Annotated in this window: 20 protein-coding genes; 9 read left to right on the forward strand and 11 right to left on the reverse strand. The window is 59.5% G+C overall.

Features of this window, described 5'->3' with window-relative positions; translation table 11 throughout:
• The first annotated feature begins 59 nt into the window (after positions 1-59).
• The gene (locus GUC32_RS09965; RefSeq protein WP_043141499.1) at positions 60-1,148 is read left to right on the forward strand and encodes a malate/lactate/ureidoglycolate dehydrogenase; all 1,089 of its coding nucleotides are present in this window, start codon (positions 60-62) and stop codon (positions 1,146-1,148) included.
• A gap of 41 nt (positions 1,149-1,189) precedes the next feature.
• Here GUC32_RS09965 and GUC32_RS09970 read toward each other — a convergent pair whose 3' ends face one another.
• The 3 genes from GUC32_RS09970 to phoP all read right to left on the reverse strand — a co-directional run bounded on the left by GUC32_RS09970 (position 1,190) and on the right by phoP (position 4,530).
• Positions 1,190-2,311: a cupin domain-containing protein gene (locus tag GUC32_RS09970; protein WP_033638200.1), complete on the reverse strand. Its 1,122-nt coding sequence runs from the start codon at positions 2,309-2,311 to the stop codon at positions 1,190-1,192.
• An 84-nt stretch (positions 2,312-2,395) separates the two neighbouring features.
• On the reverse strand, positions 2,396-3,853 hold the full coding sequence (gene phoQ / locus GUC32_RS09975; RefSeq protein WP_025160271.1) for a two-component system sensor histidine kinase PhoQ: 1,458 nt from the start codon (positions 3,851-3,853) through the stop codon (positions 2,396-2,398).
• A gap of 5 nt (positions 3,854-3,858) precedes the next feature.
• Positions 3,859-4,530, reverse strand: coding sequence for a two-component system response regulator PhoP (gene phoP / locus GUC32_RS09980; RefSeq protein WP_025302513.1), 672 nt, complete (start codon positions 4,528-4,530; stop codon positions 3,859-3,861).
• Positions 4,531-4,908: 378 nt separating this feature from the next.
• Here phoP and GUC32_RS09985 point away from each other — a divergent pair, with 378 nt between their 5' ends.
• Positions 4,909-5,928: an ADP-ribosylglycohydrolase family protein gene (locus tag GUC32_RS09985; protein ID WP_025302514.1), complete on the forward strand. Its 1,020-nt coding sequence runs from the start codon at positions 4,909-4,911 to the stop codon at positions 5,926-5,928.
• Positions 5,929-5,932: 4 nt separating this feature from the next.
• Here the strand turns inward: GUC32_RS09985 and GUC32_RS09990 are convergent, their stop codons facing one another.
• Positions 5,933-6,697, reverse strand: a complete 765-nt coding sequence (locus tag GUC32_RS09990) for a GntR family transcriptional regulator (RefSeq protein WP_346424075.1) — start codon at positions 6,695-6,697, stop codon at positions 5,933-5,935.
• A 138-nt stretch (positions 6,698-6,835) separates the two neighbouring features.
• Between GUC32_RS09990 and GUC32_RS09995 the strand changes: the two genes are divergently transcribed.
• The 3 genes from GUC32_RS09995 to GUC32_RS10005 all read left to right on the forward strand — a co-directional run bounded on the left by GUC32_RS09995 (position 6,836) and on the right by GUC32_RS10005 (position 9,638).
• Complete coding sequence (locus GUC32_RS09995) at positions 6,836-8,350, forward strand: PLP-dependent aminotransferase family protein (RefSeq protein WP_043141493.1); 1,515 nt, start codon at positions 6,836-6,838, stop codon at positions 8,348-8,350.
• A gap of 115 nt (positions 8,351-8,465) precedes the next feature.
• Entirely contained in the window at positions 8,466-8,918 is a 453-nt protein-coding gene (locus GUC32_RS10000) for a GNAT family N-acetyltransferase (RefSeq protein ID WP_043141490.1), read from the forward strand.
• A gap of 15 nt (positions 8,919-8,933) precedes the next feature.
• The gene (locus GUC32_RS10005; RefSeq protein WP_025302521.1) at positions 8,934-9,638 is read left to right on the forward strand and encodes a GNAT family N-acetyltransferase; all 705 of its coding nucleotides are present in this window, start codon (positions 8,934-8,936) and stop codon (positions 9,636-9,638) included.
• A gap of 48 nt (positions 9,639-9,686) precedes the next feature.
• On the opposite strand, the gene purB is transcribed toward GUC32_RS10005, so the two are convergent.
• Positions 9,687-11,057, reverse strand: coding sequence for an adenylosuccinate lyase (gene purB, locus GUC32_RS10010; RefSeq protein WP_033652066.1), 1,371 nt, complete (start codon positions 11,055-11,057; stop codon positions 9,687-9,689).
• Positions 11,058-11,079: 22 nt separating this feature from the next.
• Complete coding sequence (gene hflD / locus GUC32_RS10015) at positions 11,080-11,706, reverse strand: high frequency lysogenization protein HflD (RefSeq protein WP_025302523.1); 627 nt, start codon at positions 11,704-11,706, stop codon at positions 11,080-11,082.
• Between the two features lie 331 nt (positions 11,707-12,037).
• On the opposite strand from hflD, the gene kup reads away from it, so the two are divergent.
• A complete protein-coding gene (gene kup / locus GUC32_RS10020) occupies positions 12,038-13,906 on the forward strand; it encodes a low affinity potassium transporter Kup (RefSeq protein WP_016928067.1) in 1,869 nt (622 codons plus the stop codon).
• Positions 13,907-13,955: 49 nt separating this feature from the next.
• Here kup and mnmA read toward each other — a convergent pair whose 3' ends face one another.
• The 4 genes from mnmA to rluE all read right to left on the reverse strand — a co-directional run bounded on the left by mnmA (position 13,956) and on the right by rluE (position 16,606).
• Positions 13,956-15,056 (reverse strand): tRNA 2-thiouridine(34) synthase MnmA, encoded by a 1,101-nt coding sequence (gene mnmA, locus GUC32_RS10025; protein WP_197826555.1) that lies wholly within the window; start codon positions 15,054-15,056, stop codon positions 13,956-13,958.
• Between the two features lie 106 nt (positions 15,057-15,162).
• Complete coding sequence (locus GUC32_RS10030; protein ID WP_025302526.1) at positions 15,163-15,609, reverse strand: NUDIX hydrolase; 447 nt, start codon at positions 15,607-15,609, stop codon at positions 15,163-15,165.
• A 9-nt stretch (positions 15,610-15,618) separates the two neighbouring features.
• Positions 15,619-15,957: a lysozyme inhibitor LprI family protein gene (locus GUC32_RS10035; protein ID WP_047727715.1), complete on the reverse strand. Its 339-nt coding sequence runs from the start codon at positions 15,955-15,957 to the stop codon at positions 15,619-15,621.
• Between the two features lie 22 nt (positions 15,958-15,979).
• On the reverse strand, positions 15,980-16,606 hold the full coding sequence (rluE, locus tag GUC32_RS10040; RefSeq protein ID WP_043141474.1) for a 23S rRNA pseudouridine(2457) synthase RluE: 627 nt from the start codon (positions 16,604-16,606) through the stop codon (positions 15,980-15,982).
• 131 nt (positions 16,607-16,737) lie between these two features.
• Between rluE and icd the strand changes: the two genes are divergently transcribed.
• The 3 genes from icd (at position 16,738) to tnpA (ending at position 20,024) form a co-directional block, all read left to right on the forward strand.
• Entirely contained in the window at positions 16,738-17,991 is a 1,254-nt protein-coding gene (gene icd / locus GUC32_RS10045; RefSeq protein WP_015377612.1) for an NADP-dependent isocitrate dehydrogenase, read from the forward strand.
• Positions 17,992-18,201: 210 nt separating this feature from the next.
• Positions 18,202-19,101, forward strand: a complete 900-nt coding sequence (locus tag GUC32_RS10050; RefSeq protein WP_025302529.1) for an HNH endonuclease — start codon at positions 18,202-18,204, stop codon at positions 19,099-19,101.
• Positions 19,102-19,565: 464 nt separating this feature from the next.
• The gene (tnpA, locus tag GUC32_RS10055; protein WP_141997679.1) at positions 19,566-20,024 is read left to right on the forward strand and encodes an IS200/IS605-like element IS1541B family transposase; all 459 of its coding nucleotides are present in this window, start codon (positions 19,566-19,568) and stop codon (positions 20,022-20,024) included.
• Between the two features lie 131 nt (positions 20,025-20,155).
• Here the strand turns inward: tnpA and uspF are convergent, their stop codons facing one another.
• Positions 20,156-20,605, reverse strand: a complete 450-nt coding sequence (gene uspF, locus GUC32_RS10060) for a universal stress protein UspF (RefSeq protein WP_025302530.1) — start codon at positions 20,603-20,605, stop codon at positions 20,156-20,158.
• Between the last annotated feature and the right edge of the window lie 59 nt (positions 20,606-20,664).

Consider the following 20,664-nt stretch of genomic DNA (forward strand, 5'->3'; position numbering starts at 1 on the left):
CCGCAACAAGGCGTTGCTCATAGTGTGGAGGTACATTCCCCACGCATAAGGACCGCATGATGAGCACCGAATACCGTATCGCCAGCCCGCATTTGGCGCAGTTCGTTCAGGCGATTTGGCGCCAGGCCGGCAGTACGGCGCGCGAAGCCGAGCTGGTGGCCGATCATCTGGTGCAGGCCAATCTGGCCGGGCACGATTCGCACGGCGTCGGCATGATCCCCAGCTACATGGCGTCGTTGGCGCAGGGGCAATTACAGCTCAATCAGCACGCCGAAGTGGTGCGCGACGCTGGCGCGGTGCTGACGCTCGACGGCGCGCGCGGCTTCGGCCAGGTGGTGGCCAGCGAAGCGATGGCGCTGGGCATTGAACGCGCCGGCAAGCTGGGCCTGGCGGCGGTGGCGCTGCACAATGCGCACCATATCGGCCGCATCGGCCATTGGGCGGAACAGTGTGCCCGCGCCGGTTTTATCTCGATTCACTTCGTCAACGTGGTGGGCGATCCGATGGTGGCGCCGTTCGGCGGCAGCGATCGCCGCTTCGGCACCAACCCGTTCTGCGCCATTTTCCCGCGGCCGGGCCGAACGCCGCTGCTGTTGGATTTCGCCACCAGCGGCATCGCCTTCGGCAAGACCCGGGTGGCCTATAACAAAGGGCTGTCGGTGGCGCCGGGCTATCTGATCGACGAACACGGGCAACCCACCACCGAACCGAAGGTGATGCACGAAGCGCCGTTCGGGTCACTGTTGCCGTTCGGCTTGCACAAAGGCTATGCGCTGGCGGCGATGTGCGAGATCCTCGGCGGCGCGCTCTCCGGCGGCCGCACCACCCACGACGCTACGCTGAAAGCCGACAGCGACGCCATCTTCAACTGCATGACGACCCTGATCCTCGATCCTCAGGCCTTCGACGCCCCGCAAATGCAGGCCGAGGCCGAAGCGTTTATCGGCTGGGTGAAGGCGTCGCCGCCGAGCGGCGAACAGCCGATCGCGGTGCCGGGAGAATGGGAAGAGGCCAACCGCGCGACGCGGCTGGAGCAGGGCATACCGATAGACGCCAATACCTGGCGGCAGATTTGCGCGGCGGCGGAGCAGGCGGGCATGGCGAATGAAGCGCTGGCCGGCTTTCGCGCGCAGGCGCGGCAGGCATAAAAAAAGCCACCCGGCAGGGTGGCTTGTTCGCGTACTCGCAATCAGTCGTTAAAGTACCAATAGCCGCTGTTGACCAGCGCGGTCAGCAGCGCCAGGAATGACGGATCGTCCACCGCGTCGCCGAGCAGGGCGGCGTCGACGCTGAAGTTTTGGCACAGGGCGTCTGCGGCCTGCAGTTGGTCGGTGTCGATCAGTTCGCCGTTGACGAAGCAGCGATCGCCGACCCGCAGCACGCGCAACCCGCCCAGGCGCTGCAGCGCTTCACCCTGTTGCAGCAGTTCGTAGATTTCCCCGGCCTGATACGGCGGCTCCGGCGGCGCCAGATCCAGCTCGTGGCGCGATTGGGAGATAAACTCGCCGAACCAGTGCTGGAAGTGTTCTGGCTGTTGCACCAGATCCAGCATCATCTGCCGTAAGGCGTCCACTTCCTGCGGCAGGATCTCCGCCGGGTGTTCGCGCAGTTTAACGTCCGGATCGCCGTAGCGTTTGCTGCCCAGCTCGCGCGCCAGCACGTAATCGGCGAAGCCGCTCACCAGCTCGCGGCCGTTCGGCGCGCGGAAGCCCACCGAGTAATTGAGCGCGTTTTCCAGCGCGTAGCCTTCATGCGGGAAGCCCGGCGGAATGTAGAGAATGTCGCCCGGCTCCATCTCTTCGTCGATGATGGCGTCGAACGGTTCGACCTGCAGCAGATCTGGGTGCGGGCAGTGCTGTTTCAGCGGCGTTTTTTCCCCGACGCGCCAGCGGCGGCGGCCAGTGCCCTGAATGATGAACACGTCGTACTGATCGAGGTGCGGGCCGACGCCGCCACCCGGCACCGAGAAGGAGATCATCAGGTCATCCATCCGCCAGTCCGGCAGCTGGCGGAACGGGCGCATCAGCGCGGCGGAAGGCTCATGCCAGTGGTCCACCGCCTGCACCAGCAGCGACCAGTTGTTTTCGCTCAGGTGATCGAAGCTCTCGAAGGGGCCGTGCGCAACCTGCCAACGGCCGTCCTGGTGGCTGACCAGGCGGCTGTCCACTTCGTTTTCCATCGCCAGCCCGGCCAGCTCATCCGGGGAGATCGGATCGATAAAGTTTTTGAAGCCGCGCTTCAGAATCACCGGACGCTTTTGCCAATAGCGTTGCAAAAAATCGTTCCAGTCCAGATCTAATTGATAATCCATGTTCTATTCCAGGATAGAGGAGTGAGCCTGAGTGCGATTATAACGGAAGTTTGGCCCCGTGGATCGGGGCCGCAGCGGCATAATTTACTCGTTGTGGTGGGTGTCGTGCTGGCGGGCGAAGGTGACCTGCATGCGCGCGCCGCCGAGCGGACTGTCGCTGATGACGATTTCGCCGTCGTATTGCTCGATGATCTCCGCCGCCACCGACAGGCCAAGGCCCTGGCCGGGGCGCAGGGTATCCACCCGCTGGCCGCGCTGGAAGATCAGCTGGCGCTTGCTTTCCGGGATGCCCGGGCCGTCGTCGTCGATGACGATGGTGAGATTTTTCTCTGAGTGCAGCGAGGTGATTTCCACGAACTCCAGGCAGTATTTGCAGGCGTTTTCCAACACGTTGCCCATCACTTCCATAAAGTCGTTCTTCTCGCCCATAAAGGTCACTTCCGGCGAGATATCCAGCGTGATCACCACCCCTTTGCGCTGGTAAACCTTGTTCAGCGCCACCACCAGGCTGTCGAGCAGCGCCGGCACCGAGTGGATCTCGCGCGTCAGCACCGTCTGGCCGGAGTTGATGCTGGCCCGGTGCAGGTAGTAACCGATTTGCTGAGAGATGCGCCCGATCTGATCCAGCATGATCGGCTCGGCTTCTTCGATGGTGGTCTGCTTGCCGCTGCGCAGCGAGCGCAGGGTGCTTTGCAGCACCGCCAGCGGCGTTTTCAGGCTGTGGGTCAGATCCGACAGGGTGGTGCGATATTTGGTGTAGCGTTGGCGCTCGTTGCGCACCAGAATGTTCAGATTGCGCACCAGGCCGCGCAGTTCGCTGGGCGGGTTCTCATCCAACTGATCGCGTTCGCCGTTCTCCAGTTCGCCCACCTGATTGACCAGCGCCTTGATCGGCCGTAGGCTCCAGTAGGCCGCCAGCCACAGCAGCGGCACCACCAGCAGCAGGTTGGCCAGCAGCACGTAGCTGAACCACTCCCACACCACGTCTGAGCGCTGCAGCTCCTGCGGAATGCTGTCGACCACCACGATGGTCAACGCCGGCAGCCGCGCCGTGGCGGCATAGGTGTTGACCGCCACCGAGTGCGTCAGCGCGTTCTGATCGGTATCGTCATAATTCTTCAGCTGATCCTGTGCCTTGGGGTTATCCCCCAGCACTTCGCTACTGATGCGGGTATCGGTGTCAATTTCGTAGAAGCCGGACTCTTCCAGCCATTCCTTGTTGATCAGCTTCTCCAGCTCCGGCACTTTGCGCTGGCTCCAGAGCAGGTTGCCCTTATCGTCGTAGATAAAGACCAGCGTCGGGAAGTTGAGATCGATATCGGGGGGGATGGCGATGGTGAGCTTGTTGTCTTTCCACTGCGCCAGGCTGAAGAACAGGTTGCTCTCGCCGCGCAGCAGGCGGAAGGCGGTCTTGTCGAAGCTGACGATGTAGCCGACGACCGCCACCAAACCGTAAGAGAGCGACAGCGCCAGGATCACCCCGGCGGTCGCCATCAGGAAGCGGGCGCGCAGCGAAAACGGTTTTTTATTCTTGTTGAACATCATGTTCACTTCGCGTCAAAACGATAACCCTGGCCACGTACCGTGGTGATCACTTCATGCGGGTATTCCGCCTGCACCTTTTTACGCAAACGTCCCATCAGCACGTCGATGGTGTGGCTTTCGCGCAGTTCGGCGTCCGGGTAGAGCTGCAGCATCAACGAATCCTTGCTCACCACCTTGCCGGCGTTGCGGATCAGGGTCTCGATGATGGTGTATTCAAAAGCGGTCAGCTTGATCTGCCGATCGTTGACGCTCAGTTCGCGGCGCGACAGATCGATCTGGAACGGGGGCAGCACGATCACCTGCGAAGCCAGGCCGCTGTTGCGGCGCATCAGCGCCTGCATGCGGGCGATCACTTCTTCCAGGTGGAACGGCTTGGTGACATAGTCGTCGGCGCCGGCTTCCAGCACCGCCACTTTGTCCTGCCAGCTTTCGCGGGCGGTCAGCACCAGGATCGGCAGTTTGGTCTGGTGCGCGCGCCAACGGCGGATCAGGCTCAGGCCGTCTTCGCCCGGCAGGCCGAGATCGACGATGGCAATATCCGGCGCGTGTTCCTGCAGGAAATAATCGGCTTCCTTGGCGTCTTCGGCCGCGTCGACCTGATGGCCCATCTCGCGCATCTGAACGGAAAGGTGGTGGCGCAGCAAACCATTATCTTCAACAACCAGTACTCGCATGGCGAACTCCTGTGACTGTGCGGGTGAACGTCCTGTCACCCACGCGATAAAAGGGAACACGCTCTGCGGCGTGTCAGGGGATAACGCGGCCACCTGAACCATTTTGACAAAAAGTGCTGAGGCTATGGTAGGTATAACCCGCCCGGCTCGCAAGAGAACCGAAGCAATGTATTAAAATAAGCGTTATCAATTTGTTCGCCGACATTATCGACAACTTCTGATAAACGTCGGATAAACAGCGACGGGGCAACGTTAAACGCAACTTAAACGCGCCAGGCATTGTCGCGAAAGCAAAATGTGAACCGGGGCGCTTGATAAGCTTTAAAGGTACTAATAAGGTATTATCGAGGTATCGGCATATTTTCTCAGGAGCGACGGATGAAGCAGTTAACCCAGGCAGAACGCATAGCGGGCGCACTTTACGGACAGATGCTGGGCGACGCGCTCGGCATGCCTTCCGAGCTGTGGCCGCGCGAGCGGGTTAAGCGCCATTTCGGTTGGATAGACGGTTTCCTTGATGGGCCGGCGGAGAACTCGGCCGCCTGCTACTTCAAGGCCGGGCAATATACCGACGATACCGCGATGGCGTTAGCGCTGGCCGATGCGCTGCGGGAAGCGAAAGGCGAGGTGGTGCCAGAGTTGATCGCCCGCAATGTGATCCGCTGGGTGGACAGTTTTGACGCCTTCAACAAGAACATTCTCGGCCCCAGTTCCAAACTGGCGCTGAGCGAGCAGAAAGCGGGAACGCCGATCGCCGAGTTGGAAAACAACGGCATCACCAACGGTGCGGCGATGCGCATTTCGCCTTTAGGCTGCGTGCTGCCGTCTGCGCCGCTGGAGGAGTTCTGTCAGCAGGTGTGGCTGGCCTCCAGCCCGACGCACAAATCTGACATCGCCGTCGCCGGGGCCGTCGCGATCGCTTGGGCGGTTGCGCGGGCGGTGGAGGGCGCGGACTGGGCCTCGATTCGCCTGGCGCTGCCGGGCGTGGCGGAGTATGCCCAGCGCCGTCAGGAGACGACGTTCAGCCCCTCGTTGGCGGCGCGTATCGAGCTGGCGTTTCAGGTGGTGGATGAAGCCAGCGATCCCGAGCAGGCGTCCGAGCGGGTGTATCAACTGATCGGCGCCGGGGTCAGCACCATCGAGTCGGTGCCGGCGGCGCTGGCGATGGTGCAGCTGGCGCAAACCGACCCTACCCGGTGCGCCGTGCTGTGCGCCAACCTGGGCGGCGATACCGACACCATCGGTGCGATGGCCACTGCGATTTGCGGCGCGTTGCATGGCGCAGAAGCGATCGAAGCCGGGTTGCTGGCGGAGTTAAAACGGATGAATCCGCTGGATATCGAGGCTTACGTTCAGGCGTTCGTGCGCTTTCGCCGCCGCCGGCAGGGCGAGGCATAACGGATCAGCTTTCGCTGGTAAACTCGTACATGTCGCTGCGGCAGAAGCTTTCGCTGTATTCGATCGGCTTCTTGCTGTGGTCGAACAGCGTTTGACGCACGATCAGCAGCGGCATCGGTTCTGATAATTGCAGCGCCCGGCGGATGTCGTCGTCGGCCATCGCCGCGCTGACCTGGCTGCGCAGCGATCCCATTTCGACGTTATTGCGCCGGAAGTAGTCGTACAGCGAGATGCCGATCTCGTCGACGTTGGCAATCGCCGCCACCACCACGTAGGACATCGCCACCGACATCGGCCGCCGATCGATCAAGTGAATGCGTTTGAGTGTGTAGATCGGCGTTCCGGCCGCCAGCTGCAGCTTTTCCGCCAGTTCAGCGCTGGCGGGTACCCGCTCGCGGCTGATCCATTGCGTATCTGGCCGGCGCCCCTGCTGTAACACCTCGCTCGAGAATCCTTTGACGTCTGCCAAAGAATAGAACAGCTTCGGTTCGGGCCGTTGCAGTTGGATAAAGGTGCCGTAACCGCGTGAACGGCCGATGAGGCCGTCCTGCTCGAGGCAGGCCAACGCTTTGCGTACCGTGATGCGCGAGATGCCGAGCCGTTCGGTGAACAGGCGCTCGCTGGGCAAAAAATCCCCCGCATTCAGCAATCCTTGATCGATAGCCTGGCGCACCGAGGCGTTGAAGCACAAATACAGCGGCATCGCGCCCGCGCTGGCCAGATCCTGCTGCAGTTTGTCCAGCAGACGCTGGTTGGTCTCCTTGCTCATAGCCGACGGAAATCCTGTAGCCGCATTGCGATGGCTTATTTAAGGGGATTTCGCCGGGCAGCGCAACTGCCGCCGCCAAGAGGGGAAATGGGGTAGAGTAGTGTGCAATCGCCTTAAGCTCGGAGAAACAGACTGCCCATGAGTGATCACCCACCCTACGCGGATGACGCGGCAATCCTGGCCGCCTTCGCGCAGCAGCGGCAACAAGGCCTGACCCGGCGCTCGGCGCTGCATCAGGCTCTGTTGCAACTGATTGCCGCCGGAGAACTGCCCTGGCGGGCGAAGCTGCCGCCGAGCCGTGCGTTGGCTGCCCGGCTGACGGTGGCGCGCGACACGGTGGAACAGACCTACGCGCGGCTGGAGGCTGAGGGGTTCATCAGCCGAACGGTGGGGCGCGGCAGCTTTGTGCGTTATCGTAGTGACACGCTGCTCGGCCGTGAACTGCTGACGACGGCGACGGGGCAAGAGGCGCGGCTGGCGGAGCGCGAGCTGAGCGATCGCGGCCGGGCGCTGCTGGCGGTCAGCCATACGCCGCACACCTGCCGCCAGGCTTCGCTGACGCCTTCGCTGGCGGACCTGCGGGCGTTCCCCATCGAGCAATGGCTGCAGCAGGAAAAGCAGGCGCTGCGGCGGCACGGCGAGCGATTATTGGGGTATGCCGATCCGCAAGGGCTGCCGGAGCTGCGCGCGGAGATCGCGCACTATCTGCAGCGGGAGCGGGGCGTCAAGGCGACGGCGGAACAGGTGATCGTGGTCACCAGCTCTCAGCAGGCGTTGGCGCTGTGTACGCAGGTGCTGTTCGATCCCGGCGATGCGGTATTCGTCGAAGAGCCGGGTTACCAGGGGGCAAAAAAACTGGTGCAGTCGGCGGGGCTGCAGGCGCGGCCGATCGGCATCGATGAACAAGGGCTGGACGTCGGGCAGTTGATGCAGGCTTCGGGCGGCGGGCGGGGCGTTTACATCACGCCGTCCCATCATTACCCGCTGGGGTATTCGCTGAGCCTCGAGCGGCGGCTGGCGCTGTTGCAGTGGGCGCAGCGCTGCCGGGCCTGGATCATCGAAGACGACTACGACGCCGAGTTCAACTACGACCGGCAAACCAAGGCGGCGCTGCAGGGACTGGACAGCGGCGGGCGTACGCTGTACATCGGCACCTTCAGCAAGACGCTGTTTCCGGGGCTGCGCATCGGTTTCATGATCGCGCCGCCTCAGTTGGTGCGGCCATTGGTCGCCGCCAGGCAGTTTCAGGACGGCTACACGTCGGCGCTGGCGCAGATGACGCTGTTCCACTTCCTGCACGAGGGCGGCTACGCTGAGCATCTGCGCAATATGCGCACGCTGTACAAAGCGCGGCTGGACGTGCTGTACGACGCGGTGCATCGTCACCTTGCTGCCTGGACGCGTCCGGCGCTGCCGCAGGGCGGGCTGCAGCTGGTTTGCCCGTTGGCGGATGCGGCGACGGAGCGGCGGCTGGTAGTGGCGGCCGCCGAAAGGGGGATACGGCTGTACGGCCTGGCGGACTTCTACACCGGCACACCGCAGCGCGGGGCGTTGGTGCTCGGCTTCTCGGCCTATACGCCGGATGAGATCGTGCGCTTTATCGCCACGCTGGCGCAGGTGTTCAACGCGCTGCCGGTGGAAAGCGATGGCTAAAATTGGTCTGCTCGGCGTTTTGAATTGGTCCGTATTGTACCGCCGCCATGCGGTGTATTCTGCCGCTATCCGATTATTTCCCTAATGGAAATAATATCTTACACCGTGAGGCGCTATGAACCCATCAAACCCTGAAGTGACTATCCGCAGAATCAATGGCGACGACAAAGCGCAATGGCTGGCGCTCTGGCAGGGCTATCTCGACTTTTACCGCGCCGATGTGGCGCCGCAGGTGACCGATCGCACCTTCGAACGCCTGGGGCAGGATGAACAGGTGTACGGGCTGGTGGCGGAGGATGCCGACGGCCAGCTACTGGGGCTGATGAACCTGGTGTTCCACCCGTCCACCTGGAGCGCAGTCGGCTATTGTTATATCGAAGATCTCTATGTGTCGCCGCAGGCGCGTGGCCATAAGGTGTCGGAAAAGCTGTTCGAACAGGCGTACCGATTGGCAGAGACGCGCGGCAGCGATCGGGTCTACTGGATGACCCAGGAGTACAACGCGCCGGCGCGCTCGCTGTACGACAAAATCGGCAGAAGAAGCTCGTTTATCGTTTATACCCGTTAACCGCAGGAGGCGTGTATGGCAATGAATCGTTATGGTCAGCCGATTGGCGAACCGATGCCGGATTGGCAGCCGGCTCGCCGTCCGGGCGGCGCGACGCTCGGCGGGCGTTTCTGCTCGCTGGCGCCGCTCGAGCCGCAGCGGGATTACGCCGCGCTGTTCGAGGCGTTTCAACTGGCGCCGGACGGCCGCGACTGGACCTATCTGTCTATCGAGCGGCCCGATACGCCGGCGGCGATGCTGCAGCATCTGGAAACGCTGCAGGCCAACCCGACGCTGGTTAATCTGACGGTGTTCGACGCCGCCAGCGACGCGCCGGTGGGCACGGTGGCGCTGATGCGCATCGACGAGGCCAATGGCGTGCTGGAGATCGGCCACGTCAGCTGGTCGCCGTTGATGAAACAGCGCTCCAGCGCCACCGAGGCTATCGCGCTGCTGCTGCGCTATGCCTTCGACACGCTGGGCTACCGCCGCTGCGAGTGGAAGTGCGACAGCCATAACGCGCCCTCCCGCCAGGCTGCGCTGCGCTTTGGCTTTCGCTACGAGGGTAACTTCCGCTATGCGGTGATCGTCAAGGGGCGCAGCCGGGATACCGACTGGTTCGCCATCACCGCCGACCGGTGGCCGACGGTACGACAGGCGCTGGCGCGCTGGCTGAGCGCGGACAACTTCGATGCGCAGGGGCGGCAGATAGCTCGGCTGCAGGTGTTGCGCGGCGAATAATAAGCAAAAAGGCGGCCCGCGGGCCGCCTTTTTATCGGGCTAAAGCGCTTACTTCAGCTCGTCGACCAGGGTGGTGGCGCGGCCGATGTAGTTGGCAGGGGTCATCGCCTTCAGACGGGTTTTCTCTTCTTCCGGCAGCGCCAGGCCATCGATGAACGCCTGCATGCCGGCAGCGTCCACGCGCTTGCCGCGGGTCAGCTCTTTCAACTTCTCGTAAGGCTTCTCGATGCCGTAGCGGCGCATCACGGTCTGGATCGGCTCGGCCAGCACTTCCCAGTTGTGATCCAGTTCGTCCAGCAGGTGTGCCTGATTCACTTCCAGCTTGCTGATGCCTTTCAGGGTGGCCTGGTAGGCGATCAGCGCATAGCCCAGGCCCACGCCCAGGTTACGCAGCACGGTGGAATCGGTCAGGTCGCGCTGCCAACGGGAGACCGGCAGTTTGCCCGCCAGGTGGCCCAGCACGGCGTTGGCCAGGCCCAGGTTGCCTTCGGAGTTTTCGAAGTCGATCGGGTTGACCTTGTGCGGCATGGTGGAAGAACCGATTTCGCCGGCGATGGTCTTCTGCTTGAAGTGGTTCAGGGCGATGTAGCCCCAGATGTCGCGGTCGAAGTCGATCAGAATGGTGTTGAAACGCGCTACGCAGTCGAACAGCTCGGCGATGTAGTCATGCGGCTCGATCTGGGTGGTGTACGGGTTCCAGGTGATGCCGAGCGAGGTCACGAACGCTTCGCTGAACTGATGCCAGTCCACTTCCGGGTAAGCGACGATGTGGGCGTTGTAGTTGCCGACCGCGCCGTTGATTTTACCCATGATCTCCACGCGCTCCAGCTGGCGGTATTGGCGCTCCATGCGGTAAGCCACGTTGGCGAACTCTTTGCCGACGGTCGACGGGGTCGCCGGCTGGCCATGGGTGCGCGACAGCAGCGGGATATCGCGGTATTCCAGCGCCAGCCCTTTCAGCGCATCGATGATTTTACGCCAGTAAGGCAGCACCACGTCCTGACGGGCGCTTTGCAGCATCAGCGCGTGCGACAGGTTGTTGATGTCTTCGGAGGTGCAGGCGAAGTGGATGAACTCGGACACCGCGTGCAGCGCAGGCACCGCCGCCACTTTTTCCTTCAGGAAATACTCGACCGCTTTCACGTCGTGGTTGGTGGTGCGCTCGATGGTTTTGATACGCTGAGCGTCTTCTTCGTTGAATTCAGCGACGATTTTGTCGAGGAAAGCGTTTGCGTCGGCGTCAAAAGCGGGAACTTCCTTGATTTCTGCGCAGGCGGCCAGTTTTTGCAGCCAACGTACTTCAACCTGTACGCGGAATTTCAGCAGACCGTATTCGCTGAAAATGGGGCGCAGTGCGCTGACTTTATCACCGTAGCGTCCATCAACGGGGGAAACGGCGGTCAGTGAGGATAATTCCATCGGTAGCAACTCCTGGGATCGATTAACAATGAGCAACGATATTTTGCGCCTGCTTGAACAGACGATTACGGGAAAACATTAACTGCAGGCGGCTGCCGCCAACCTGTTGCCACAGCACGGCGGCGCGAATGCCGGCCAGCAGCGTGGCGCGAACCTTGGCCTGCACCTGCGGGTTCTGCAAGATAGCCGGCGAGCCGGTTACCTGGATACGCGGCCCGAGCGGGCTGACCACGTCGACGTAAATGCCGGCCAGCGCGCTGATGATGGTGTCTGACTCAAGATCGAAGTGCGCCAGCTGGCGTTCGAGTTGGCCGAGGCGTTCACCGAGCGTGTTCATCGCCTGTTTGTTGGCGTTGAGCTTGCGCTCCAGCACCATCAGGCTGATGGTGTAGCGGGTCAGTTCCGCGCCCGGCCCTTTGTTGTTGGCGTTAAGCACGCCCATCAGGGTTTCGAGGCCGACCATCAAATTGCGCTCCTCGCCGCCGAACACCGCCAGCGTGGAGGGCGGGTCCATCTGCAGCAGGCTTTTCAGCGAGGTCTGAAAGGCTTCGCGATTGCATTGCCCTTCGTGGGCCAGCTGCTGAACCAAACGCGCCGCCTGGCTGATGCCCGCCATGGCCAGCGTGATGTCATAATAATTCTTCGCCACGAATACTCCTGTAAACGCTGTGAACGGTACATGGCTTACTGCATAAGGTTGTGTGTATCGCCAGGGTAACGGCGGCGGCCGCGAACGGGAACGATCGGGCGTGGCTGTAACAACGATGACAACGAATGCCGCGGATCATGCCACAAAATCGAGGGTAAACCCAGCGTCTAATACGCCTGCGGCAAGGCGGATGCGCCGTGCGGCGCAGAACTGCGCAAATAGGCGGCGAAAATCGCCGGCGCGGCGGTGCGAACTTATTGTTGCGGCGACAAATAAAGTGCGGTGGCTGCATCTATACTGCCAACGTGACCCCTTAAATAAAGACCTCTATATGCACGTAAAAAACAAGCAGCCACTGCCGGCGGTAACGCTGGCGGCCATCGGCGTGGTGTACGGCGATATCGGTACCAGCCCGCTGTATACCTTGCGCGAATGCCTGACGGCGGAGGAGGGCATCACCCTGACGCCGGCCTCGATTTACGGCTTTTTGTCGCTGATTTTCTGGCTGCTGACGCTGGTGGTGTCAATTAAGTACATTTGTTTTGTGATGCGTGCCGACAACGACGGCGAGGGAGGCATTCTGACACTGATGTCGCTGGCGATCCGCAAGCTGGATGCACGCTGGGTACCGGCGGCGGTGCTGATCGGGCTGGTGGGCGGCAGCTTCTTTTACGGCGATGGGGTGATCACTCCGGCCATTTCGGTGCTCTCGGCCATCGAGGGGCTGCAGATTATCGCCCCCGAGCTGGACAGCTTTATCGTGCCGCTGTCGCTGCTGGTGCTAACCGCGTTGTTCGCGATCCAAAAGCGCGGTACCGGCAGCGTCGGCAAATTGTTCGCCCCGGCGATGGTTATCTGGTTCCTGACACTCGCGCTGCTGGGCATCGGCGGCATTCTGCATCACCCCGGCGTGCTGCGGGCGCTGAACCCTTACTGGGCGGTGAATTTCTTCCTCGAATACAAGGCGGTGTCATTCTTTGCGCTGGGCATGGTGGTGTTGTCGGTCACCGGTGCCGAAGCGCTGTACGCCGATATGGGCCACTTCGGTAAAAAGCCGATCCGTTTGGCGTGGTTTACGCTGGTGGCACCGGCGCTGGTGTTGAATTATTTCGGCCAGGGGGCGCTGTTGCTGGCCAATCCGGCGGCGATCAACAACCCGTTCTTCCTGCTGGCGCCGACCTGGGCGCTGATCCCGCTGCTGGTGATCGCCACGCTGGCGACGGTGATCGCCTCGCAGGCGGTGATCTCCGGCGTGTTCTCGCTGACGCGCCAGGCGGTGCGGCTGGGCTACCTGCCGCCGATGCGTATCATCTATACCTCCGATCAGGAATCCGGGCAGATTTACATTCCGGTGGTGAACTGGCTGCTGTTCGCAGCGGTGCTGATCGTGATTATCAGTTTCAAACACTCCAGCAACCTGGCGTCGGCTTACGGCATCGTGGTGACCGGCACCATGCTGCTGTCGTCGATTTTGCTGAGCATTGTGGCGGTGAAAAACTGGGGCTGGCCGCGCGCGCTGGGCGGGCTGATGCTGCTGGTCATGCTGTGCATCGACGTACCGCTGTTCGGCGCCAACCTGATCAAGTTGGCGACTGGCGGTTGGCTGCCGGTGGCGCTTGGGCTGACGATTCTGCTGATCATGCTGACCTGGAAGACCGAGCGTTCGCGCCTGATCCGCCGGTTGCGCGACAATCAGGAAGGGCTGAGCGCACTGATCGAGTCGCTGGAGAAAGCGCCGCCGAAGCGGGTGCCGGGCACCGCGGTGTTTATGGAGCGCACACCGCATGCGGTGCCGCTGGTATTGTTGCACAACTTGAAGCACAACAAGGTGTTGCATGAGCGTGTGGTGCTGCTGACCATCGTCACCACCGACATGCCGTACGTGCACAACGTACAGCGGGTGGCGATTGAACAGCTGTCGGCGAGCTTTTGGCGGGTGGTGGCAAGCTACGGCTGGCGCGAGACGCCCAACGTGACGGACATCCTTTATCGCTGCGGGCTGGAGGGGATGAGCTTCACCATGAACGAGACCTCGTTCTTCATGTCGCGCGATACGCTGGTATTAGGCAAGCGCCCCTGGTATCTGCGCGTGCGTGGCAAGGTATTCCAGCTGTTGCAGCGCAACGCGCTGAGGGCGCCGGATCTGTTCGAAATCCCGCCGAATCGGGTGATTGAACTGGGGGCACAGGTGGAATTTTGAATAAAAAAAACGCTGCGGTAAACGCAGCGTTTTTCTTGCAACAGACGAATTATGTCAGGCGCTGTTCGATAATGCCGCCGCCGAGGCAGATTTCGCCCTGATAGAACACCGCCGACTGGCCGGGGGTGACGGCGGAGACCGGCTCGTCGAAACGCACTTCGATGCGTTCGCTGTCGAGTGGGGTCACGGTGCAAGGGATGTCCTGCTGGCGATAGCGGGTCTTCACCGTACAGCGGAACGGGCCGGTCAGCGGCAGACGATCAACCCAGTGCAACTGCTGCGCGATAAGGCCGACGGACATCAGGCGCGGGTGATCGTGCCCCTGCGCGACCACCAGCACGTTGTTGGCCACGTCTTTATCCACCACGTACCACGGATCTTCGCTGCTGTCTTTCATACCGCCGATGCCCAGCCCTTTGCGCTGGCCCAGGGTGTGATACATCAGGCCCTGGTGTTCGCCGACGGTCTGGCCGTCGACGCTGACGATCGGGCCCGGCTGCGCCGGCAGGTAGCGGCCGAGGAAGTCGCGGAATTTACGTTCGCCGATAAAGCAGATACCGGTGGAGTCTTTCTTCTTGGCGGTGACCAGCTCCAGCTGTTCGGCGATGCGGCGCACCTCCGGCTTCTCCAGCTCCCCGACCGGGAACAGGCTTTGCGCCACCTGCTCGTGGCTCAGGGTATAGAGGAAGTAGCTCTGATCTTTGTTGCCGTCGACGCCGCGCAGCAGGCGGCTCTTGCCGTCCACGTCCTGGCGACGCACGTAGTGGCCGGTGGCGATAAAATCGGCCCCCAGATCTTCGGCGGCAAACTCCAGGAAGGCTTTGAATTTGATCTCTTTATTGCACAGGATGTCCGGGTTCGGCGTGCGGCCGGCCTTGTACTCTTCCAGGAACAGCTCAAACACGTTGTCCCAGTATTCCGCCGCGAAGTTCACCGTGTGCAGTTCGATGCCCAGCTTGTCGCAGACCGCTTGCGCGTCGGCCAGATCGGTCGCGGCGGAGCAGTACTCTTCGTCGTCGTCTTCTTCCCAGTTTTTCATGAACAGCCCAGCGACCTGATAGCCCTGTTGCTGTAACAGATAGGCGGTAACGGAGGAGTCGACGCCGCCGGACATACCGACGATTACTTTTTTCTGGCTGTTGTCTGACATGGGGATCTCACGAACTTGAACACGAACCGTGCTGATAAAAACAAGCGCAGGATTTTACCACGTTGGCCGCGCCGGCGCACTGGTCATCTTGTGCTGCTCGGCGCCCTTAAAACGGCCAGGCGAAGCTGCCGACCAGCGACAGCGGATAGCGCTCCGGCTGCTGGTAGCTGCGAATGCTCTCCGCCACCAGCGCGGAACGCAGGTTGGGCGCCTGCAAAATCTCGTCGGCGCTCAGCCACAGGCAGCGATCGATGTCGCTGTCGTGCGGCTCGGTCGGCAGCGGCTGTTCCAGCTCGATAACGAAGCAAAAACGCAGAAACGGCGTGCGATCCGGCGCTATCCACTGGTGCAGGCGCAGGAACGCCTGCGGCGTGGCGCGGATGCCGGTCTCTTCCCACAGCTCGCGCTCGGCGGCCTGCACCAGCGTCTCGTCGGCCTCCAGGTGGCCGGCCGGCTGGTTCCACAGCGCTTTGCCGTTGATGGTCTCTTCGACCACCAAAAATTTGCCGGCGGCGTGTACCACGCAGGCCACAGTGACGTGCGGTTTGAACATGCGGTCTCCTTACAGCGGTTTGTCGATGCGCCGGTAGATGTCGTCCAGCTCGGCGATGCGGGTGCGATAACTTTGCAGCAGGCAGGCGGTATCGCCGCCGCACCGCTGGCGTTTTGCCAGCCAGGCCTGCTGGCTGTCCTGCATCGCGCCACGCGCGCCCATGGCGAACAGGCCGCGCAGGAATTGGTACTTGGTGGCCATTTGCACATCCAAATCGTTCAGCGTGCGGTTGGCGCAGATGGCTTGCTCATCGCGGTTTGCTGCCTTGGCGCAGTCGAAGCTGGCGGCCTGGGCCGCGAACGGGGCCGCCAGAGCGGCGAGCAGCAGCGCGATCGGCGTGTATTTCATGGCGCCTCCATCAGTTATCGGTCTACAGGGAATCGATGCTTTTCCATTCACCAGGCTGCAGTGAACCCAGCGAAAGATTACCCATACTGTAGCGAATCAGGCGCAGGGTAGGGAACCCGATATGCGCCGTCATGCGACGCACCTGGCGGTTTCGCCCTTCGAACAGGGTTATTTTCAGCCAACTGGTGGGGATGGATTTACGCTCGCGGATCGGCGGGTTGCGCGGCCATAGCCACTGAGGCTCGGCCACCAACTCAACACCGGCGGGTAGCGTCGGGCCGTCTTTCAGCGTGACGCCGCTGCGCAATGGCGCCAGATCGCTCTCCTGCGGCGCCCCCTCGACCTGCACATAATAGATTTTGCCGGTGCGCTTGCCCGGCTGGGTGAGCTGCGCCTGCAGCTGTCCGTCGTTGGTCAGCACCAGCAGCCCTTCGCTATCGCGATCCAGACGCCCGGCGGCGTAAACGTCGGGGAAGGGGATGTACTCTTTCAGCGTGGCGCGGCCGGCTTCATCGGTGAACTGCGGCAGCACGTCGAAGGGCTTGTTGAATAACACAATTCGACGCGGCCCCTTCGGCGCGGCGGGTTTGGCGGCATTCGGCTTGCTGAATCGTTTAACGTTGTGATTTCTAACAGAGAATTTTTTCATAACAGTTGAGATTACGGATGATAAGCGCATTATAACCGAATCCGTTTCGGATTGGCGCGGACCGAATATTCAAGTAGTATCTACACGCATCTTACAAAGCATTAACAAAATTGCGCTTGAAGGAGAGGTTGATGGAAAGCAAAGTAGTTGTTCCGGCAGAAGGTAAAAAAATCACGGTTGACGCCCAGGGTAAACTGGTTGTTCCTCATAACCCGATCATCCCGTTCATCGAAGGCGACGGCATTGGCGTTGACGTGACTCCTGCCATGATCCACGTGGTTGATGCGGCCGTTAAAAAGGCTTACCACGGCGAACGTAAAATCTCCTGGATGGAAATCTACACCGGCGAAAAATCTACCCACGTTTACGGTAAAGACGTGTGGCTGCCGGACGAAACTCTGGACCTGATCCGCGACTACCGCGTCGCCATCAAAGGCCCCCTGACCACCCCGGTCGGCGGCGGCATCCGTTCTCTGAACGTGGCCCTGCGCCAGCAGCTGGACCTGTACGTGTGCCTGCGCCCGGTGCGTTACTACCAGGGCACTCCAAGCCCGGTGAAACAGCCTGAGCTGACCGACATGGTGATCTTCCGCGAAAATGCCGAAGACATCTACGCCGGCATCGAGTGGAAAGCCGGCTCCGCCGAAGCGGACAAAGTGATCAAATTCCTGCGCGACGAAATGGGCGTGAAGAAAATCCGCTTCCCAGAGCAGTGCGGTATCGGCGTGAAGCCATGCTCCGAAGAAGGGACCAAGCGTCTGGTGCGTGCGGCGATCGAATACGCCATCACCAACGACCGCGACTCCGTGACCCTGGTTCACAAAGGCAACATCATGAAGTTCACCGAAGGTGCCTTCAAGGATTGGGGCTATGAGCTGGCGCGCGAAGAGTTCGGCGGTGAGCTGATCGACGGCGGCCCATGGCTGAAGATCAAGAACCCGAACACCGGCAAAGAGATCGTGGTTAAAGACGTGATCGCCGACGCCTTCCTGCAGCAAATCCTGCTGCGCCCGGCGGAATACGACGTGATCGCCTGTATGAACCTGAACGGCGACTACATCTCCGACGCCCTGGCGGCCCAGGTTGGCGGCATCGGTATCGCGCCGGGCGCCAACATCGGCTCCGACTGCGCGCTGTTCGAAGCGACTCACGGCACCGCACCGAAGTACGCCGGCCAGGACAAAGTGAACCCAGGCTCCATCATCCTGTCCGCAGAGATGATGTTGCGCCACATGGGCTGGTTCGAAGCGGCTGACCTGATTGTTAAAGGCATGGAAGGCGCAATCGCTGCCAAGACCGTGACCTACGACTTCGAACGCCTGATGGAAGGCGCTAAACTGCTGAAATGTTCAGAGTTTGGCGACGCTATCGTTAAACACATGTAATGGTGCTTTAGCGTTAAATGATAACGGGAGCCTGATGGTTCCCGTTTTTTATTATTCAAACTGCAACGGTTATCAAAACTCGGCCATTTTGGCGCTTTAGAGCGTATAGATCTAAAGGTTGAGCTGCGTCTAAACTTTGCAATGAAATGGACGATAAACTACCTGCAGCCGCATTTTTTTGCATGAGATAAAATTCTACAAGGAGTGTTAATGAGCTTTTTCTGGGTGAATATTGGTAGCAGTTTTAATGAGGTTAAAGAACAAAATTTCCTCTGGGCTCCACAATATGGCATGAATAAGCACGGGAAAAAGTTTAGTAATGCCTCCTGGGAGACAGTGAAGGATGTAAAAGCAGGTGACGTCATCTTTTGTAATAAGGATCGAGAGATTGTCTATGTAGCGACTGCTACAGCCGATGCTGATGATGCACCGCGGCCACCTAATCGATCTTTTGATAAGTGGGAGCGTGAAGGTACCCGAGTAGAAGTAGATTTGACCGTTTTAGAGCACCCGATCGATGTTTTGCAGTTCAGTGACATATTTCTGACTGTGTTTAATGAGTTAAGTCGGCCAACAGTTTTTGCTGAAAACGGGTTTTGTACGCAGACTTACATGTGCGAAATACCCGAGGCTGCAGCAAAAATGATAGCAAGTTTTATTAACGATAACGTTTCAATAGACTTCAATAAACAGACGGCCACGGTAAAAGAGGCGAGAGGAAGCACTAAAGCAGCCGTCATTCAGGCTCGCGTTGGTCACGGCCCCTACCGCGATAAATTATTTAAGAAGTGGGGCGGAAAATGTGCGGTCACCGGCATTGCGCTTGAGTCAATGCTAACCGCTTCTCATATTGTTTCGTGGTCTATCTCAAATGACAAAGAGAAAGTTGACCCTTACAACGGATTCCCCCTGATTCCTAACCTGGACAGATTGTTCGACCGGGGCATGATCAGTTTTGATGATAATGGACGCTTATTGCACAAGAAAGAATATGCAGGTTTGCTTCATGATTTAAAAATTCCCTTGGACTCAAAAATTGATGGGCTGTTTGGGGAGAATAAAAAATACTTAAAACGGCACCGCGTGACGTTTGGGTTCGAGAAAGAGTAAAAGCTTGAGGGGGACCCTCAAGTGTATTAGTTCAGACCTGATACGGTACAGAACCAATCCCAATCTGATGGGCAGTTCTCTGCCAGAAGCGGACTTTCGTTAGAGTGCGAACTGTATTAATCCATGGGGGCATGTCACTGTGATTATGGCCGATAGTATCGCATTGACCATGTATCGATGTTGTTATCAGTAATGTTGAAAATCGCTGGTCATACACTCTAGATTCAAACGCTGCCTAGTAATCTTGCGATGCTATCATTAAACACATGTAAGCGTGTTTGGCGCTTGAATGGGAGCGGGAGCCTTAGGGCTCCCGTTTTTTGTATGCAAAAACCCCCAGCTAGGCTGGGGGTTCCGTAAAGCTTTCAGCTTTGAGCCAGTTATAAAGACCCCTTTTGATTTGTTAAAACAGTTTGCGGTCTGGCAACTGCGAACGTTCAACAAGAAATCAAAAGGGGGTCCCTATGAGGGACGAAAAGAGCTTAGCGCACACGCGCTGGAACTGTAAATATCACATAGTATTTGCGCCGAAGTACCGAAGACAGGTGTTCTACGGGGAAAAGCGCAGAGCAATTGGCAGTATCTTAAGAAAGCTTTGTGAATGGAAAAGCGTGAATATTCTGGAGGCGGAATGTTGTGTGGATCACATCCATATGCTTCTGGAAATTCCCCCCAAGATGAGTGTATCGGGGTTTATGGGGTATCTGAAGGGCAAGAGCAGCCTGATGCTTTATGAGCAGTTTGGGGATTTGAAGTTCAAATACCGTAACAGGGAGTTTTGGTGTCGAGGGTATTACGTTGATACGGTGGGTAAAAATACAGCCAAGATACAAGAATACATAAAGCACCAACTGGAAGAGGATAAGATGGGTGAGCAGTTGTCGATCCCCTATCCAGGTAGCCCGTTTACGGGTCGTAAGTAACCGATAGAAGCAAATGTCAGATCGCGATGCGCCTGTTAGGGCGCAGCTGGCAAGAGAGCCTTATAGGCGCATATGAAAAACCTCCGGCTATGCCGGAGGATATTTATTATTGTTCAAATGAGTAAGAGATATCAAGCGTTAGCCGATTCACGCACGACCAGCACCGGGCAATTGGCGTGGCGGACGACGGCGGTGGCATTCGAGCCGAGGAGGTAAGTCATTGCAGAAGGGCGGTTGGAACCCATCACAATAATCTCCGCGTTAAGCGCATCAGCGAGTTCCAGGATCTGATCTTTGGGATCGCCGACGGCCACATGGGTGGTCACTCTATCCTCGGGAACGCTGAATTGTTTCGCCGCTTTTGCCAGCCCCTCGGTCGCTACCGCAATAGTTTCATCTTTGGTTTCCACCGCCGCGGTGGCGGCAAAGCCGAAGGCCGCGTAGGTGGCGCGAGACGGGATCACCGCCAGGAAATGGACGTGGGAGTCTTCGAGCCTGGCGAGCGCATTGACATGCGGGATGACCTGCTGTGTTAATTCCGGCTCGGTAATATCCACGGGAACCAAAATAGTTTTGTACATACTCCCTCCTTATCGTTATCAAATAACTCCACTTCTTGGATTATAGCCGTTCGACGCCG

The sequence above is a fragment of the Serratia sp. NGAS9 genome (genome assembly GCF_009905295.1).
Classification (GTDB): domain Bacteria; phylum Pseudomonadota; class Gammaproteobacteria; order Enterobacterales; family Enterobacteriaceae; genus Serratia; species Serratia bockelmannii.